The organism is Bacteroides sp. f07, assembly GCF_042854785.1.
Lineage (GTDB): Bacteria > Bacteroidota > Bacteroidia > Bacteroidales > Bacteroidaceae > Bacteroides.
The window spans coordinates 2,486,943-2,503,630 of sequence record NZ_BAABXI010000001.1 but is presented as its reverse complement, the minus strand read 5'-3'; the positions used below and the strand labels follow the sequence as shown (position 1 = coordinate 2,503,630).

Genomic DNA, 16,688 nt, shown 5'->3' with positions numbered 1-16,688 from the left:
ATATGATTATGAATGATAAACGGCAATCATATCCCGAAGAATCGCCATTTCATTTTCCTCCAACCGGAAAGTGCCGGGTGTCGTTTCTGCTTCCGAGACAGGACTGTCCTGCTCTACAAAACGTTGCATAACTTTTCGTGGCGTGACGTGATAACGGTCGGCGAAAAAACACACGACTTCATCGTCATACATCTCTTCCGGAACATCTGTTTGTCGGTTCATCATCCTTGTTATTTTTTATAATGCAAAATTATGAATGCCTATAAAGCCGGGCTTAACGATAAGTGGGGAGTTCGTATCATTTTTACGGATTTCAGGGCATATAATCGTTATTTTCATCAAAAGCGAGTATCTTTGTTGTTGAATAGCAAAACGATATGTCCTATGAGCAAAATATTGAAGGTCAGAAATCCAAATGATTATAGCCGCTATCTCGGACAAGCGGAACAGCATCCGCTGATCTGCATAATCGATTACGAGAAAGTATCGCCCATTCGCCATAGTTTGAATAACTACAATGTGTACGGATTGTTCCTCCGAGACGATGCAACGGTCGATTTGGATTACGGGTGCGGTAAGTACGATTATAAGAAAGGGACGCTCATGTGTGTTGCTCCCGGACAGATTGGAGGAAAAGAAGACAATGGTGAACGGGTGTCAATAACAGGCTGGGCATTGCTGTTCCATCCGGATCTGCTGCACAATACTCACTTGGAAAAAAACATCAAAAACTACTCCTTCTTCGATTACCGTGTGAACGAAGCGCTGCACATGACGGAAGAAGAACATGATCTGTTCGTTTCGCTGATGAGACAAATTCAGGATGAACTTCAAAAACACCACGATGATATTCAAGATAAAATCATCGTAGGGTATATCGAGTTGATGCTGAACTTCTGTCTGCGTTTTCATAACAGACAATTCATTACCAGAAAATTGGAGAACTCGGATATATTGATGAAATTCGACGCCTTGCTTTCCTCTTATTTTGAACAGGGACAACAATTATCACTCGGACTGCCTACCGTACAATACTGTGCGGACAAACTCTGCATGTCCTCGAATTATTTCGGGGATGTAATCCGCAAAACGACAGGCGATATGGCAAGCAACTATATCCGGCAATATATTATCCAACAAGTAAAAAACGAATTGTCAAGCGGAGAAACGATTGCACAAGCCGCCTACAAACTCGGATTTGAATATCCGCAGCATCTCAGCCGCATGTTCAAAAAACAGACAGGAATGACGCCATCGGAATATTGCGCAAGTGTTCGGAAAGTGTAATCCGGATTCAATAGTTCTGTCTGCATTCGGATATGTACCCGACAGCATTTCTCTTGGTTACACAGTTGCAATAAAACCGTTCTGGAATGCAACTGCGTATCGGATATGTCACGTCATCCACGGATTTTTCCACGGGTCGTAGTCCGTCTGGAACGTAGCGAGCTGCCAGTCCGTCACGGGCTTGTTGTCCTCGGCCACTTTCCGGGGAATCTGCGGATTCAACCGCAGCTTCGCCGCATCCGCAAGCCACTTCATCGAATCTTCATAATCGCGCATCCTGACCACGCTCACGTTGTTCGGGGCGATGAGTTTCGTCAGCTCGTACAACGCCAGCCGTACCATGTGTTTTTTGAGGTTGTAGTTGCGCGGATCATGCGGCGTGAGGTTCACTCCCCGCTGTGGCAGGTCGGCATTGACATCCGTTCCGGGATAGAATACACGCCCCTCGTACACCACATATTCGTGCTCTGAAAATTCATATTCGTTATAGGCGGAATCGTAGTCCGCGATGGCTCCCCAGCAGTCGGATTCCATCGGTGTGACGTTGTTGTCGAACCCGTCCGATGTCATCAGCGTATAGAATGCTCCCTCGAACTCCACCACATCCCACAGAAGGTAGTTTATCGGCTGCCACAAGGTATATTCCGCCTCCAACCAGCCCTCCACCATCGGAATGCGGATCTCGCCGAACTTATACCCGTTCTCGGCCGTACAGATGTACACCGCATCGTTGTACAGTACGAGGTCATTCGGGTGATAGGTGCCGAACTGCGAATAACGTTCGATGGTCGCCGTGTCCAGATTGACATCCACATGCTCCTGCCAGAAGGTCTTTACCGCCGGAATTTTGTAGCCGCTCATGGAGCGGATGACCTCGCAAATCGTCCCCTCATGGTAGATATGCGCTCCCACGGGAAACGTAATCCGGCGGTCGTATTCCGCGATGTATTTCCCCTTGCCGAGTTCCCGCTCGATTTCGTAGTTCTCCGACAGATGCTCCACAATGCTCATCTCGGCCGACTCCTCCGCCTGGATAAACCGGTCGCTGTTCCCTCTGGTCATCTGCGAAAGAGCCTCTTGCGTGATGATGCCCAAATAGTCCTCGTTGTTAAGAAATCTTCTGTACATGTATTGTCTTTTTCTTTAATAGTTGAATCCTTCCTGAAGCAATGCTGTCGATACCACCTGGTAGTTTCCCGCATTGCCGTTTTTGTACTTGTGCCAGCTATCCCGCAGGTAGTAGCAGAGCAGGTAATCCAAACAGTCGGACAGGTGGCCGTATTTCTCGTATTTCACACCGGTCTTCGGGTCGGTTACCTTCTGCTTGGATTTGGTGCCGTCCTCGTTTTTTGTCTGGTATATCAGGTCTTCCGTCAGTTTGCGGCAGCGCAGGTCGATGCGCAGTTCCCAGCCGTTGTAACCGTCGAGCACTTCATTGACGAACTCGCACCGCGTAATCTGGGGCGGCTGTTTTTTGAGCAGTTTCACACGGGGACGCAGGACACCCTGTCCCAATGTTTCCGTGATGACCGTAAAGTTGTTGATGCCGTCCTCGGAGGCTGTGGAGCGTTGCAGACCGGCCGGGTCGCCAGTCACGTCCACGCCGCCGATCTGTTTGTCCAGAAGCAGTTTCTTTTTCATCCGGCGGGCCAATGCCGGCGTGTTGTTTTCTTTGGCGGCAGCCGTGCCCAGCACCTCTTCCAGAATATAGACTTTCCGCTTGTCGTAGTCGATCTGGGCAAGCAGCACACTCATGTGCGGAGCCACATTGAAATCCCATACGGTAATCAGCGGTCGCGTGGGGTCGTACACCCGCTCTTTCAGACCCGTGACTAAATGCACGGTTCCGTCGAAACGGTTGTAGATCGCCATGTCGTTGGCCTCCACAAAGTCCCAGTTGCCGTAAAGCAACCGTTCTTTCGTCGCCTGGTCGCTGATTTTGTTCAGAGCGGCTTCGTAGGTCTGGCGGAAAGCAATGTCGGGATTGTCGAACACCGAGAACGGCACGTAGGCTTCGCCCTCGCGGGGCGTCACCCGGTCGCCGTTATCGTCCTGCACGAAGCGTCCCCGTATCCAGTTGGTCGTGGGGTTCGTCGTGAGCAGCATTTTCGAGACTTTGAAGGTTTCGTGCGTCTTCCAGCGCAGACGCGAGAACAGCACCTCGATGGCCTTCTGGGTGACCTCCGACACCTCGTCGCAGGCGGCAATCGTCGCCTCCATCGAACCGAACCGCTCGAAGTTGGGGTCGGACGGCTGGTCGGCCAGATCGAGCATGATGATGACCGAATCGTTCCAGAACCGCAGTGTACCGGCCACGTTGTTGATGTGGTAGTGTTCGTCTTCCACCAGTCCCCACTGCTTGATGACCATGCGGATGGTGTTCCACGTCGATTCTTTCAGGCTTTTCAGCGTCTTTCGGGCCACTACGGCACGGATATCCGGAAAGCGGATGCAACTGCTCACCAGCCACACGCTGGATACGAACGACTTGCCGCCGCCGGCAGCTCCGCCGCCCAGAACCAACTGCGGGATGTTCTGGTTGTTGCAGCGCTTGCAATAAGGCTTGTAGCGGGGATTGCGGTTGGCGTCATACCCGATAAGCATTTGCTCCACCTCACCGCCGCACAACGGGCATTCGGGCTGGAGCAGTTTCCAGAGCTCGTATTGCTTCGGGGACGGACAGAAGTCGATTTTCAGACTTTCGGGAGCCTTCAGTTTCTTCAGCGCCATGCTTCCACAATCTCGATTTCAATGTCAGGAACATTGGCAAGCCGGGCATTCAGAGCGTCCGAGGTCTTGCGCGATTCGGTGACCTTGCCCTTGACCGTGTTTTTCCCCACGATGATGCACCCGGCGGAATCTTCTTCCGTATTGCCGCTGTGAATCAGAATCCCCAAAAAATGCGGCACGTCATGCAGGTACGGCAGCACCCGCTTGAACCGTGCACTGTATTCCATCGTCACCTTGTAGGTGCCGGCCGGAATCGCCGTGCGGGCATACACTTTCTCCTTGCAGCGGCACGAGCGCCCCGACGGCGTGTCGGGGCACCGGGCAGGCAATTCACGGACTTTGTCTTCGATGGTATGACAGAAAAAGCGACCGTCGATCGACAGGTCGCCGATGGTATAGTTTTCCGCCTTGTATTTGCGTCTGAGAAGCAGTTTCATTCTTTGATGCTGTTAGAGTTACATCAAAGAATAGCGGTACGGAAGCCGGAAACGGTTATAATAAAATATCCCGATACCTACTGTACCGGGACATGACGATGCTGTACATCTTTCTTCTAATTTATTTTGATAGCCGTATATATTCCGAATACCGTATCTCCGCATACGGGTTGTCGCTCGAAATGGTCTGATGCACGGCCTTCACTCGCCGCCAGAACCACCAGCCCCTATATTCCACCCACACTGCCTGGTGTAGCGTCACCGGCACCCGTATCTCACCCCTCAGCCGGTTGTCCTCGATGATTCCCGTAAGCTGGATGTGCGGTGTAATCATCTCCACTCTCTGACGCAGAATCGGCACCGTATCCCGGACAACCACCGTGTCCCGTATCACGGCATCTATCGGTCCGGCCACCTCAACCTCATGCCGCGCAGCCGCTTCGAGGTTTTTGATTTTCACCCCGAGCCGCCTGATTTTCTCGGCATCCTCGGCACGCAGCCGTTTGTATTCGTCCACCCGCAACCGCAGCGCATTCACATCCACCGCCATCGTCGTCGAATCCACACGGATGCGTTTCATATCCGACAGCAACGCTTCGGTATTGCTCCGGTGGCGGTTGCGTTCCTCCTTGAGATAGCCGTTGCGCTGCCACAGGACTGCGACAGCCCCACCGAGCAACAGCACGGCGAGGCTTAGATACAAGGTACTCCTACGCATGGCAGACCGATTCCGTGGGGATGAACCACTCGTATTCCTCCTGGTACGGGTCTTTGAGGAACACCATATATCCCTTGCATCCGCGACGTTCGGGACCCGTGAGGTCTTCCGACACGACACCCGTTTTCCCGACCAGTTCTTCCAGCATCATCTCCGTAAGCTGGGACGATGCCACTATCTTCACTTTTGAGTTTCTTTCGATCATAGCGCTTTTTATTTGATGAATAGTAATTTGAATTCTTCTTCCCGCCGCCTCCGGATGGAGGGCACGGCTTTCCCCCTGTAATGGCAGAATGCCACATACTCGGAATGAATGTCCCGGTCTCCGGCTTCGAGTTTGCACACCAGTCGGCTTTTCGGCCGTGTTCCGTAACCCAACAACCGGTATTCCCCGACATTGTAGGCCAGTACGCCGAGCAACAGGGAGTCCGCCCCGAAACGGCGGAATACGGCGCACTTCTTTCTCAGGTCGGCACGCAATAACGAGTCCGCAAGTTTCTCGTCCATCACCGGGAATGATTCGCCCGGCAGGAGTTTGTGCCCGTAACCGACATACGGGAGATGGCGGTGGTCGTGCATGCCTTCGTAGCGTTTGATGCAGGCCACGGCCGACTCGAAGCGTGCGTCTTGCGCCCGGACAGGCCCGGCGGACAGGAGGAGCGCAACAGACAAGATCCATCTGCTCATCGGTTGTTGTGCTTCAAGAGTTCCTTGATGTCTTCCCGCATCTCCCGGATGTCGGTCTGCAAGGAGGTGAACTGGGTCATGGTGGCCTCGAAGACGGCCTTGTCGAGCTTGATGGCGTCGATACGTTCGTACTGGTCCTGCACTTTCAGCTCTAACGTCTGGCAGCGGCGTGTCAGTTCGTTGATATGCTCGGTGTTGCTGACGTGCTGCACATAGAGGGTCACGACGAACGAGACGATGATGATAATCGTCCGGAAGTTGTCGCTGATGAAGTTTCTTACCTGTGTCATGATGGATTTTGTATTAAGATGGAAAAAGCGTTCGTAATGGCCTCCATAAGCCGGGCGGCGACCTCGGAATCCCTGAACAGTCCGTATAGCAGCAGTACAAGGATAACGAGGATGTAAAGCAACCGCTCTGCCGTGCGGCGGCTGAGTTTCGGGCGGTTTTTATTTTCACTCATGGGGTGTGGGTTGCGGGACGATGACGTTGAAGACTACGCCGCCTTCGCCTCCGTCGATACGGAGTTTGGTCTCCTGCGAGCACTTGATGGGATACAGCTCCATGAGGGCTTTGGCGGCATTGACGGCTACGGCGCGCAACGGTGCCGGAGAGAGGGGTACGCCGAATTTGTCGGTGTACTCGGCCGAGGAGGTTTCGCTCATCACCGCTTTGAGGGTCTCGGCCACCTGCAACCGGGTGGCGATGGTCTCGACGTCGAACTGTACGCTGTCGATCATCTCCCGGATGCGGGCCGAGATATGCGGACGTCCCAGCAGCAGACGGCTGGCGATGGGTACGTTCTTGCCCTTGCCGAACACCTCCTCGTAACATTTGCGGTGGTTGCCGGCATAGAGCGGACCGCCGGAGACGTACAGCTCGCAGAACTTGTCCTCCTCTTCGGTCAGCGGCTTGTCCGCCAAAGGGACAGGCACCGCCGGCAACACCTCGTTCGTCTTATCGTTATCTTTCTTTTTCATCACATTGTCGTTTGAAAAAGAATAGAGAATTACGGCTTCGGCGGTTGAATAAAATCCGCCTTTCTGGAAATAAGCTGCTCCATCAGTGTCTGGTAAAACACATCGGCCAGTGCGTCGGCACATGCCTCGGCATCCGCCAGCGAGTTGATGAGCCGCATGTTGAACACCACATTCAGGTCATACCCCGTAATGGCGGCCATTAGCTCATTGCCGTCGTAGTTCAACACCCCGTAGGTCATGCGGTCTTCCACCTGGAACGTGACCCGTTCTATCTTGTCTTCTTTCTTCTCTTCCATAGCTTCAGATTTTGAAATGGTCTCTTGTCTTCGGTGTCCGCTGCTGCGAAACGTCCATTTCCCCGTTCTGCCGCAGACGGCGGCTGCACAGGGCGGCCATCTCGCGTGTGGCCGTCACGTCGGCATCGGCGTCGTGTGCATCGTCCAGCTCGATGCCGAGACGTTCGGCGACCAGCTCCAGTTTGTAGGACGTGACCTGCGGATCAGCGGCTAAACAGAGTCGTGCCAGGTCGATGGTGTCGAGGTAATGGGGCTGGAAGTTCCCGTAGAAATCCGTCGTGCCGGCGAATACCTGCGCGAACTCTTTCTGCAATCCGGCATAAGCCATCATCTGTTGCAGGAAGCCCACGTCGAACGGGATGTTCTGCCCGATAAGCACGGGCTTGTAACGGACACCCTTGCTCAGGGTATGCTTGCGGGCGAAGTCGATGACCTCCGCTGCCACCTGCTTCAAGGGAATGCCCCGTGTCCGCAGCAGCTCCATCGTGATGTCGGTGTAGTTCAGTGCCGCAGCTTCATAATCCATCGGCTCGGAGGCGTTCTCTTGCTCGATCTCCCGACGTGTTTTGAGCACTTTGCGTTTGGGAGCCCCGCCCAAAGGCTGCCTGTCGTAAGGGGCGATGTAGTTCGTATAGCGTCCCAGCACCTCGAAGGTGTCGAGCCGCACGGCCTGCATGGCGATCTGCGTGCAGGCGCAGCGCGTACAGTCCAGACCGCCGGTCTCGAAGTCGAGCACGACGGCCGTATAGATTCCTTGTTCTGTCTTGGGTGTTGCCATATTATCCGAATAGGTTGGTTCTCATACGATATGAATGATTGTCGATTTGGTGCTTTGCAGGTTGTTCGTGCCGGAATAGTCGCTGTACTTGATCGTCCCCGACACGATGACGATACGGTCTTTCAGGGCGGAGATTTTCTCCCGATGGGCTTCGCAGGTCTCGCTCCAGCAGACCATCTCCGCCACGTCGTTATTCTGCTGGAGTGTCATCCTGACGAACCGCTTGCGCTCGCCGCTCGCCCGGTCTTTGTACGTGTGCTCGGACAGCTCCGTGACGGAGGCGCATACGGCGGCACGCCGTCCGTCGCTGGCAGGGTCGAGCACGTCGCGCAGGCTCAGGTAGGAGGCTTTGCCTTTCACGAGCGCACGGGCTTCGGATGCCTCGAAGATGCGGCGGTAGTCCACCGAGCCGATGCCCGACACGGCAATCTGCCGGCGGCTCCAGAAGTAATGCCGCCCGACCAGCTCTTCGGGGAAGTCTTTCTCCGAAAGCATGAAGCCCAGTTCAGCCGCAGCACGGGCAAGCAGGCCGTAACGCTCCGTCACCGCTCCGATACCTTCCACCTTGTCGAAGCATCCGGCCAGAATCATGTTCCGCACATGCCGGGCATTGACCGGCACCCGCACGGATTCTTCAGCGTTGTCGGGATCGTCCCAGTAAGCGTATTTCTTCAATTTGTACCGGAATATCCGGTGGATGAAGTGCTCGATGGAGGTGTAAGGACCGTTTTTCTCGCGCTCCCCGACGATGCAGGCGACGGCTTTGGCCCCGAGCTGTTTGATGCGGCCGAGCGACCAGAAGATTTCGTCCGTGCCGTAGTCGGTGAAGAATACCTGCCGGGAGGTGTTGATCTCGGGCGGCACGATGCGGGCTTTCGAACAGAGTTCCATCTCGGACATCAGCAGCGGGATTTCCTTGTCGTCGGCCCACTGCAACGCCACGGTGTAGAAGGCTGTCGGATAGTTGGCTTTGAGGTAGGCTCCCACGTAGCTGGTGACGGCGTAGGCGGTGGCATGGCTGGCGTTGAACAGGTAACCGCCGCCGGCCTCGATCATTTCCCAGATGTGTTCCGCATCTTCTTTGGGGCATCCTTTGGCGGCAGCTCCCGTCATAAATTTTTCCTTCATGGCGCGGATGACGTCGATTTTCTTTTTGGAGATGAGTTTCAGCAGCCGCACGCCCTCGGCCAGCGAGAAGCCTCCGACTTCACGGGCCATCTGGGCGAGCTGTTCCTGGAAGACCAGCACGCCGTAGGTGTTTTTCAGGGCATCGTAGGTTCCCCACAGGTAAACGGGCGCTACTTCCTCACGGCGGCAGAGCAGGTATTTTTCCGCCGAACCGGAATCGAGCGTCGCCGGACGGTACAACGCTCCGGCGGCAATCAGGTCGCCGATGCACTGCGGCCGCATGTCTTGCAGGAAGCGGGTCATGCCCGGCGAGGAGAACTGGAAGACGTTCTGCGTGTAGCCCTCCGACAGGATGCGGAAGGTCTTCTCGTCATCCAAACCGCTGCGCACGATGCCCTCGAAGGAGAGCCCCGCACCGTATTCCCGGTTGCAGATGTCGATGACCGCCTGTATTTTCGACAGCTCCTTGATACCCAGGCAGTCATTTTTCAGCAACCCGACCTCGTCGATGGAGTATCCGTCCAGCTCGGAGATGAGCAGGTCGTCCACTTTCTTGATGGGCGTGTAGTCGAAGCACTCCATCGGCTCGCCGTCCTGCTGTTTGGGCGTGATGATGATGGCCGAGGCATGGACGGAACCGGAACGCGGCTGACCCATAAGCGGGCGGATGTCCTCGATGACCCTCGGGTACCGTAGGATGAAATCCCGGACTTTCTTGTTGGTGGCGGCCAGCTTGAACAGGTCGGTCCAGGTCATGTTGTCGTCCCCGAAGATGGCCGTGATGTAGTTCACCACACCGACCGGCACCCGGTGTACGCGGCTGACGTCTTTCAACACGGCTTTCATTTTGAGGGTCGTGAGCGTACCGGCGGAGAAGACCTGCTGCCGTCCGTCGGTGTTGTACCGCCGCTCCAGATACTCCTTGACCTCCTGCCGACGATCGGACTGGAAGTCGATGTCCACGTCGGGAAGCTGTCCGCCGGGACCTTGCCGATAACCGTCACCCGCAAAGCTGTCCGCTAACGGTATGCGATCCGGAAGTTTTTCCTGCCGGATGTGTACGATTTTCATAGGAGGTCGCTTTGCAGGTTGAACAACAGGTCGCGGTTATCGAAAAGCACGTCATCCGTTTCCCGGAGCTGGTCGGCATAGACTGTGAGGCGCTTCCCGTCACGGACAATCACTAACTCGGCATCCCGGTCGAGCCGCAGGGTCACGCCGTTGTCGAAGCGGATGCGGACGGCACGGTCCGACAGCACGCGGTCGGTCAGGAGGGTTACCCGTTCGGGATAGAGCCCGGCACGCTCGGGCAGCAGAAAACGCTCGAAGAGCAGGTTGTACCGGATGGGGTCGATGAGCGTGATGCCTAACAGATACAGCACGAGCGAACCGCCGGCGGAACCGCGCCCGCAACCCACGAGAATGCCGTTGCGGCGTGCCCAGTTCACGGTATCGTACTGCACGAGCATGTAGTCGATGTTGTCGGTCGATTCGAGGATATAGACCTCTTTCTCCAACCGCTTGCGGTACTCCTCCGCACGCTCTCGGGGCACGAGCCGCCGGAAGCCGTCCTCCAACAGGTATCGGAACATGGCGTAACGGTCGCCGTAACGCTGCCGCTCCTCCGCCGTCATGTCATAGCGGGGCATGTAGTTCCGCTCGGTCTGGTAACGGGCTTCGGCACCCTCGGCGATCTCTACCGTGTGGCGGCACATCCGCTCGAAGAGCACGTCCGTGTCCCACCGCTCGCCGTCGAAGAGCGCACACACGGCGGCATAGTGTTCGTCGATGTCTTTGAAGTATTGGTCGTCGCTCTGGGCATGGGCGGCACCCGTGGCGATTTTGTTGAGCGCGATTTTCGTGCGGGCCTCGTCCTTGTCCGGATAGTAGCAGTCGGCGATAAGTATCGGCTCCACCAGGAAGCTGTCGTTCCGCACGTCGTAGAAGGTGTGGAAGAAATGGGCGGTCGCTTTCAGCACCTCGGCATCCAACCGCTCGGCCTTGTACTCCGACAGGTCCACCTGGTAGAACACGTTGTCGAAAGTCTCCCGCAGGGCGTTTACCGCATGCAGGTTCTTTTCCATCCAGAAGGGCGAGAGTTTGCCGAACACCAGTATGTTCCCTTCGCCCCGGCGGAGCAGTTCGGGAAGCGGGACGGTCGCGTCCGCAGCATCCACCATGACGGCTTTCTGAATGCGCAGCAGGTTCCTGAGTCCGCGCTGGCTTTGGCAGTAGATTTTCACCTCCACCTTTTCGCCTTCGTGCGCCAGTGTACAGGTGTATCCGATGACGGGACGGATGCCGGCCTTGTCGCAGGCTTTCTGCAACGCCAGCGTCGCACCCATCGTATTCCGGTCGCAGATGCCGAGGGCGGTATGGCCCATCCACACGGCTTTCCGCACCCACTGCGACACGTCGCCCGAGGCGTTGAGCAGCTCGTAAGGCGTATGGACGCCTAAGTTCACGAACGGGGTTTTCCGCTTGCAGGAAACCCGCCGCCCCACGTATTTGAGGATGTTCAACCCGAAGCCCTCCCGGAGGGAGTAGTAGTACCAGTTGTCCCCGAACGGGAAGGCGACGTATTCGATGCCTTCGGCCAGCAGCACCTCCGGACGTTCCATTAGATTGAATTCCACCTCCGCGCCTTTGACCCGGAAAATCGACTCCACCCCGGAAAGGTCCGCGAGGAATAGTTTGCCGAAACCCTCGATTTCGACCACTTCACGGTCTATGGACCGGTAAGCGATGCGGTGCGCTTCCAGCCATTCATGCAGTTGATTCATGCTATTTCTGTTGTATTTTGGTAAGTTGATATTCGACAGGCGTTTTCAACCCGTAGGCGAAAACCCGGTAAATCTCTTCCGCCGTGAGGTCTTCCCAGTCTTTCTCCGGGTCGGGAATATCCGCCACGAAGACCTCGAAATAGGCGGAGAGCTCCGAGGCGGTATGCTTGACGGCCTCCACGGCATCACCGTCGTAACCGATGACCACCGTGCGGACACCTTTCGTCTGGAGTTTGTAGATTTGGGTATGGGAGATCTTCTTTCCGAAGGTGGCGACGGCGACGATACGGCGGTTGTCGTACAGGTCTAATTTGCGGGTCAGGGCGACCACATCGAAGATGCCTTCGGTCAGGATGACCGTATCGGTTTCGCCCTCCACGATGCCGTCGTAATGATAGAGCAGCTTCACGAAGTCGTTCTCGGTGGAGTTGCGCCAGCGCAGCATCTTGTAGCCCCCGCCACGTGCGGCACGGCGGTTATGGAGGTCGATTTCCGCCTTGCTCCACGTATGACGGGCCACGTAACCCACCGTGTCGCCCGCGTCGATGACGGGGAAAATCACATAGTCGTCCCAGCGGCGGTTCAGCCGGCAGGTGGTGCCCACCGGAAAGCGGTCGTAATCGTCGTAGGTAAATCTCCGGCTTTGCAGATAAGGATGGGTAAAGGTGCGCCGCCAGTATTGCGGAAGGGAAACGATACCCAATTCGTCGTCCACCTCGTCCTCCGCATCCTCCAACGGGAACAGTACGTTAGGAAGCGGCGCGTCGAAAGCCACCGTTTCCGTCGGCAGAAGGTCCATCCGGCCGAGGCTTTCGAGCAACTTGCCCAAAGTCGCGGTCGAACGCCCGCACGAGAAGCAGTGCGCCATGAAAGGTTTCTTGCGTACCGTCTCCTTGCCGATATAGACCCCGAATTTCCCGTCCTTGCCGCAGAACGGACACCGGGCGATGAGGTTCTTCCCGCCGCCGTCCGTCCGTGCCCCGAGTTCCGCCCGGAGCTCGGCCACAAGCAAGTCATATTCTTTCCCGGTGTACATATAAAGAAATAGCCCGCCGCAATTTGCGACGGGTTATGGAAAGAAGAATTTTTTGCTTGACTGACGGGAGGACTTACCTCTTAGTGCTTCTTTTTGCTGGATTCAAAAGAGGACGAATAAAGTCTCCAGCGTTGCATTTTGCCCGGAAGGTATTTGTTGCGGCAGGAATGGCAGATGTGAAAATCCCCGTCATCGGCAGTATAGACCCAGCCCGAATCATATACGACCCGGCATACATCGCACGCAAACCGCTCTGTCATCTTACGGCCTTTGCGGTTGCGTAAAATCGTCTTTGCCCGTTTGACACGGTTCTTATCTACTCCGTATTCCTGCATACTTCAGATTTCGTCGTTTCAGCCTATTATATTATTTCAATAAATTCCGCTCACGAATATCCCCGCTCTCCAACACGTTCATCTGATGGATTGCAATTTCATTCAGTTTTACAAGCCGTTCACCCTGTGCCATCCCTTGTTCAATGAAAACCGCATTCAGATTTTCCATATTCGACAGGCAAATCAACTCGTTAATGGAAGCATAATCTCGGATATTTCCTTTCAGTTCCGGATTGGCTTCGCGCCACTGCTTCGCTGTCATACCGAACATCGCCACATTCAGTACGTCCGCCTCATTGGCATAGATGATATTGGCTTGTGCCGCTGTCACCTCCGCTGGAATCAGATTCTGCTGGATGGCATCCGTATGAATCCGGTAGTTGATTTTCGACAGCTCCCGCTTCGCAGACCAGCCCAGCAATCTTTGCTCCTCCGTTTTCAGTCGTTGAAACTCCTTGACGATGTAAATCTTGAATTCCGGGCTTATCCACATCGCAAACTCAAAGGCAATATCCTGATGAGCGTATGTCCCGCCATACCTTCCGGCTTTCGCTTGAAGGCATATTGCATTTGTCCGCGACACGAATTCCTTGACACTTATCTTGAAACTGTTGAGTCCGGACTGATTTCTAATTGTGGCGAATTCGCCATAATTAAAATCCGGATTATATACTTTCTCCCAAATGCCGATGTATTCAAGTGTATTACGGTTGCGCAACCAGTCTGTGATGAAGAAATCTCCATCCTTGGCCCGTAACATATCCGTCAGGCAGATATAGTCCTCGCCATTGACTTTCACGACATTGATTTCCGTATTTTGAACCGTAATTTTCATTATATAACCATTTTTCATCACAAAATTAGCATAAATCAACTGTAATTCACTGAAAAACACAGAAAACTTACATCTCCTGCGCTAAACTCATCGACCGCTGCGGATCGTAGAACACTTCGTTGTCGTAGTCGGTGGCGATTTTGATGGTGTCTCCCTTCCGGAAGAACCGGCTTTTGGCCACATGCAGGCGCATCAGGCACTCTTTCCGTTCGGCCGATGATTGGTTGAGCGATATAAGGTGCGTACAGGGACGCGCCAGTCCCTTTGCCTCCGAACAGTTGTATTCGGTCAGCACATTCCGCTCGTTGTTGAGCCAGTCCCGGTCCTCGATGGTGCTCTGGTAGGTCACCACCATCCACACGTTCTCGTCCGCCGCCAGGTCTTTGAGGTCGTTCGCTACGGCAATGCGCTTGGAACGTTCATGCTCGGCTCCCCACTGACGGCGCGTGGCGTCGGTCAGCAGGTCCATCGAGTCCACGATGACCACATCGGGCGAGTAGCCGTTGATTTTACGGTACTCGGCAATGCCGTTCTTGATGTCCATCGTCGAGATGCGGGCGGCGAAGCGCGGGAACGAACGCACCGTGATACTGCCGGCATAGCTCATCACCAGCTCCTCGAAGTGCTTGAACTCCCTGTCGGAAATCTTCCCCTGCTCGAAGTAGTAGGCATTGCGGGAAATCATCCCGCCCGAATAGGCATCCAACGCCTCCTGCTCGGAGCCTTCCAACTGGTAGTGCAGTACATGCAGGCCGTCGTCGATGTCGGCGCGGATGCCGATGTGTTTGGCCAGATGGGATTTGCCCACACCCGTCGATGCGAGGAAGCAGGTCAGTTGTCCCCGGAGGTTCCGGCCGCCGTTCAGGGCGTCGAGGTACGGGATGTAGAACCGGCACACCTGCGGCAGACGGTTTTCGCGGCTCTCGGCTTCGCGGCGGCGGTTGTGCTCGAAGCGCTCCCGGAAGGTTTTCGCCACGTCCACGAATGCCGTGCTGCGTAGCGTGAACGACGAAAGCCACCCGGCATATTCGGCGAGCAGCGCCTCGGCCTTGTCCTGACGGTTCTGGTTGTAGAGCTTGCCGACCTCGGTATAGACTTTCTGCAACCGCACGCCCTTGATGTAGCCTTCGAGCATATCGGTAAGGGATTCCGTGTTGGTGTTCTCCTCCTCGTACTCGCGGAAGGTCTCCAACAGTTCGATGGCATCGTAGTCACCCTGGAATGTCTGCGAGAGCGTGGCATACGTCGGCGGGGACTTGTAGGTGCGGTAATGGTTGGCGATGACCTCCTGAATTTTCTGGAAGCTGCGGTCCGGCAGGTACTCCTTGCATAGGTTCTCCGCCACCACGCCGCACAGGGTGTCGTAGCGCAGAGCGGCGGCATAGAGCTCGTAGAGGAACTCCGCCGATAAAGGATTGACAGGTGCGTTTTTCATGGGCGGTTCCTCCTTTCAGCTTCTTCACGGCGCAAGCGGTAGAGTTCCGGATAACGGGCGGCGGTACGCTTGCGGCAAAGGTCGGCGCGGGAACATGTCCGGCAGGCGGCCGAGAACGGATTCCACAGCAAGGTCGAAATGCCGCAGACGTAGTAGCCCACAGGCGTGTTCACCACCCGCTGTTTGGTCGCCTCCTCGTATGCCGGATCGAGGAACTGCCACAAGGGATGTTCACGCCGGTCTTTGAGCAGCAGCGGCAAGGCGGTGCGGCTGAGCCCGGCCTCCTGAAGCCATCGGTCCTCGTGGTAACGGCGCACCGGTGTGGTAGCGGCGAAGCGTTCACGGGCTTTGGGCCCGAAGGAGTGTGACGGCATCCATCGGCACGACAGGTAGTTCCCGTCAAACCGGCTGATGGCATGCACCTGACAGATGCAGAAGTCCGCGATACGCTCGTCGGAGAGTTCCCCGCCGCAGCGGGTGCGCAGCATCTCTAAACAAGCCGCCACTGTCCGCCGTCCCGACTCTCCGCCGGGAAAGCGGAACGAGGCGTCGATGAGCCGGCGCACGAGCGTCTCGAACAGCGATACCGTCACACGGGTTTTATCGTTTCTCTCCATCGGGCGTAATGAGTTTGCGCATCTGCTGTTTCGCCAGGAAAATCCGGCTCTTCATCGTGTCGAGGCTCCGGCTTTTCATGTTGCCGTTGCGGTATGAAATCTCGACGATCTCTTCCAACTTGTACCCTGCCTGTTGAAGCAGCAGGGCTTCCCGGTAGATGGGTTTGAGCGAGTCGAGGGCGTTCAGAATGTCGTCGTTGTAAAATTCCCGGTAGTTCTCCATCCCCATAGCGTTGCCGTGCGTGTCGTCTTCATCGCTCAGCGACGAGGCCAGCGAATAGACATTCACGTTTTCCGAAACGGGCAGGCGGCCGTGACGGCGGTTCTGCTCCATGACGAACCGTTTGGTCACGATGTGTATCCAGTTGAGAATGCTCCGCTGGGGATCGTAGGTGGTGATGTACTTGAAAAAGTTCACCAGTGCCTCGCTGTAATTGTCTGCAATGTTCTCCTGCAAATAGGTGTAACGGATGCAGAGCCGGTACACCAAATTTTTGTTGGGCAGGATGTAGCGGTTGAACAGCTCGGTACGCAGTTCGATATTTTTTAACTCCTCTTCCGGGAGTGGCTTTCCCTGTTGCTCCATAGGCCGACGGATTGATGGTT

General features: G+C 55.5%; 20 protein-coding genes. 1 reads left to right on the top strand and 19 read right to left on the bottom strand.

Annotation, left to right across the window (positions count from 1 at the left end):
- Window positions 1–6: 6 nt before the first annotated feature.
- Window positions 7–225, bottom strand: coding sequence for a hypothetical protein (locus ACGHVY_RS10260; protein WP_390598835.1), 219 nt, complete (start codon window positions 223–225; stop codon window positions 7–9).
- Between the two features lie 159 nt (window positions 226–384).
- Here ACGHVY_RS10260 and ACGHVY_RS10255 point away from each other — a divergent pair, with 159 nt between their 5' ends.
- Window positions 385–1,287, top strand: a complete 903-nt coding sequence (locus ACGHVY_RS10255; RefSeq protein WP_390598834.1) for a helix-turn-helix domain-containing protein — start codon at window positions 385–387, stop codon at window positions 1,285–1,287.
- Window positions 1,288–1,395: 108 nt separating this feature from the next.
- Here the strand turns inward: ACGHVY_RS10255 and ACGHVY_RS10250 are convergent, their stop codons facing one another.
- The 18 genes from ACGHVY_RS10250 to ACGHVY_RS10165 all read right to left on the bottom strand — a co-directional run bounded on the left by ACGHVY_RS10250 (window position 1,396) and on the right by ACGHVY_RS10165 (window position 16,668).
- Window positions 1,396–2,415, bottom strand: coding sequence for a hypothetical protein (locus tag ACGHVY_RS10250; RefSeq protein ID WP_390598832.1), 1,020 nt, complete (start codon window positions 2,413–2,415; stop codon window positions 1,396–1,398).
- A gap of 15 nt (window positions 2,416–2,430) precedes the next feature.
- Entirely contained in the window at window positions 2,431–4,017 is a 1,587-nt protein-coding gene (locus ACGHVY_RS10245) for a phage terminase large subunit (protein WP_390598830.1), read from the bottom strand.
- Window positions 4,008–4,454: a DUF5675 family protein gene (locus ACGHVY_RS10240; RefSeq protein ID WP_390598829.1), complete on the bottom strand. Its 447-nt coding sequence runs from the start codon at window positions 4,452–4,454 to the stop codon at window positions 4,008–4,010. Before ACGHVY_RS10240 ends, ACGHVY_RS10245 begins: the two co-directional genes overlap by 10 nt.
- Before the next feature lie 121 nt (window positions 4,455–4,575).
- A complete protein-coding gene (locus tag ACGHVY_RS10235; RefSeq protein WP_390598827.1) occupies window positions 4,576–5,172 on the bottom strand; it encodes a DUF6549 family protein in 597 nt (198 codons plus the stop codon).
- Window positions 5,165–5,377 carry a hypothetical protein gene (locus ACGHVY_RS10230; RefSeq protein ID WP_390598826.1) on the bottom strand — a complete coding sequence of 71 codons (213 nt, stop codon included), beginning with the start codon at window positions 5,375–5,377 and terminating at the stop codon, window positions 5,165–5,167. Before ACGHVY_RS10230 ends, ACGHVY_RS10235 begins: the two co-directional genes overlap by 8 nt.
- An 8-nt stretch (window positions 5,378–5,385) precedes the next feature.
- Window positions 5,386–5,844 carry a glycoside hydrolase family protein gene (locus ACGHVY_RS10225; protein ID WP_390599670.1) on the bottom strand — a complete coding sequence of 153 codons (459 nt, stop codon included), beginning with the start codon at window positions 5,842–5,844 and terminating at the stop codon, window positions 5,386–5,388.
- Window positions 5,845–5,855: 11 nt separating this feature from the next.
- Complete coding sequence (locus tag ACGHVY_RS10220; protein ID WP_390598824.1) at window positions 5,856–6,149, bottom strand: hypothetical protein; 294 nt, start codon at window positions 6,147–6,149, stop codon at window positions 5,856–5,858.
- Between the two features lie 165 nt (window positions 6,150–6,314).
- On the bottom strand, window positions 6,315–6,839 hold the full coding sequence (locus ACGHVY_RS10215) for a hypothetical protein (RefSeq protein WP_390598822.1): 525 nt from the start codon (window positions 6,837–6,839) through the stop codon (window positions 6,315–6,317).
- Between the two features lie 29 nt (window positions 6,840–6,868).
- Window positions 6,869–7,135: a hypothetical protein gene (locus ACGHVY_RS10210; RefSeq protein ID WP_390598821.1), complete on the bottom strand. Its 267-nt coding sequence runs from the start codon at window positions 7,133–7,135 to the stop codon at window positions 6,869–6,871.
- Window positions 7,136–7,139: 4 nt separating this feature from the next.
- Window positions 7,140–7,913: a PolC-type DNA polymerase III gene (locus ACGHVY_RS10205; RefSeq protein WP_390598819.1), complete on the bottom strand. Its 774-nt coding sequence runs from the start codon at window positions 7,911–7,913 to the stop codon at window positions 7,140–7,142.
- Window positions 7,914–7,934: 21 nt separating this feature from the next.
- Window positions 7,935–10,112, bottom strand: coding sequence for a DNA polymerase III subunit alpha (locus ACGHVY_RS10200; RefSeq protein ID WP_390598817.1), 2,178 nt, complete (start codon window positions 10,110–10,112; stop codon window positions 7,935–7,937).
- A complete protein-coding gene (locus ACGHVY_RS10195) occupies window positions 10,109–11,824 on the bottom strand; it encodes a PHP domain-containing protein (RefSeq protein ID WP_390598815.1) in 1,716 nt (571 codons plus the stop codon). The genes ACGHVY_RS10200 and ACGHVY_RS10195 overlap by 4 nt, the downstream gene beginning before the upstream one ends.
- 1 nt (window position 11,825) lies before the next feature.
- Entirely contained in the window at window positions 11,826–12,860 is a 1,035-nt protein-coding gene (locus ACGHVY_RS10190) for a toprim domain-containing protein (protein WP_390598813.1), read from the bottom strand.
- A gap of 80 nt (window positions 12,861–12,940) precedes the next feature.
- The gene (locus tag ACGHVY_RS10185) at window positions 12,941–13,195 is read right to left on the bottom strand and encodes a hypothetical protein (protein ID WP_390598811.1); all 255 of its coding nucleotides are present in this window, start codon (window positions 13,193–13,195) and stop codon (window positions 12,941–12,943) included.
- A 31-nt stretch (window positions 13,196–13,226) separates the two neighbouring features.
- On the bottom strand, window positions 13,227–14,033 hold the full coding sequence (locus tag ACGHVY_RS10180) for a KilA-N domain-containing protein (protein WP_390599669.1): 807 nt from the start codon (window positions 14,031–14,033) through the stop codon (window positions 13,227–13,229).
- A gap of 64 nt (window positions 14,034–14,097) precedes the next feature.
- Window positions 14,098–15,465 carry a DnaB-like helicase C-terminal domain-containing protein gene (locus tag ACGHVY_RS10175; RefSeq protein ID WP_390598810.1) on the bottom strand — a complete coding sequence of 456 codons (1,368 nt, stop codon included), beginning with the start codon at window positions 15,463–15,465 and terminating at the stop codon, window positions 14,098–14,100.
- The gene (locus tag ACGHVY_RS10170; protein WP_390598808.1) at window positions 15,462–16,082 is read right to left on the bottom strand and encodes a hypothetical protein; all 621 of its coding nucleotides are present in this window, start codon (window positions 16,080–16,082) and stop codon (window positions 15,462–15,464) included. The genes ACGHVY_RS10175 and ACGHVY_RS10170 overlap by 4 nt, the downstream gene beginning before the upstream one ends.
- Window positions 16,066–16,668: an RNA polymerase sigma factor gene (locus ACGHVY_RS10165; RefSeq protein WP_390598806.1), complete on the bottom strand. Its 603-nt coding sequence runs from the start codon at window positions 16,666–16,668 to the stop codon at window positions 16,066–16,068. Before ACGHVY_RS10165 ends, ACGHVY_RS10170 begins: the two co-directional genes overlap by 17 nt.
- Between the last annotated feature and the right edge of the window lie 20 nt (window positions 16,669–16,688).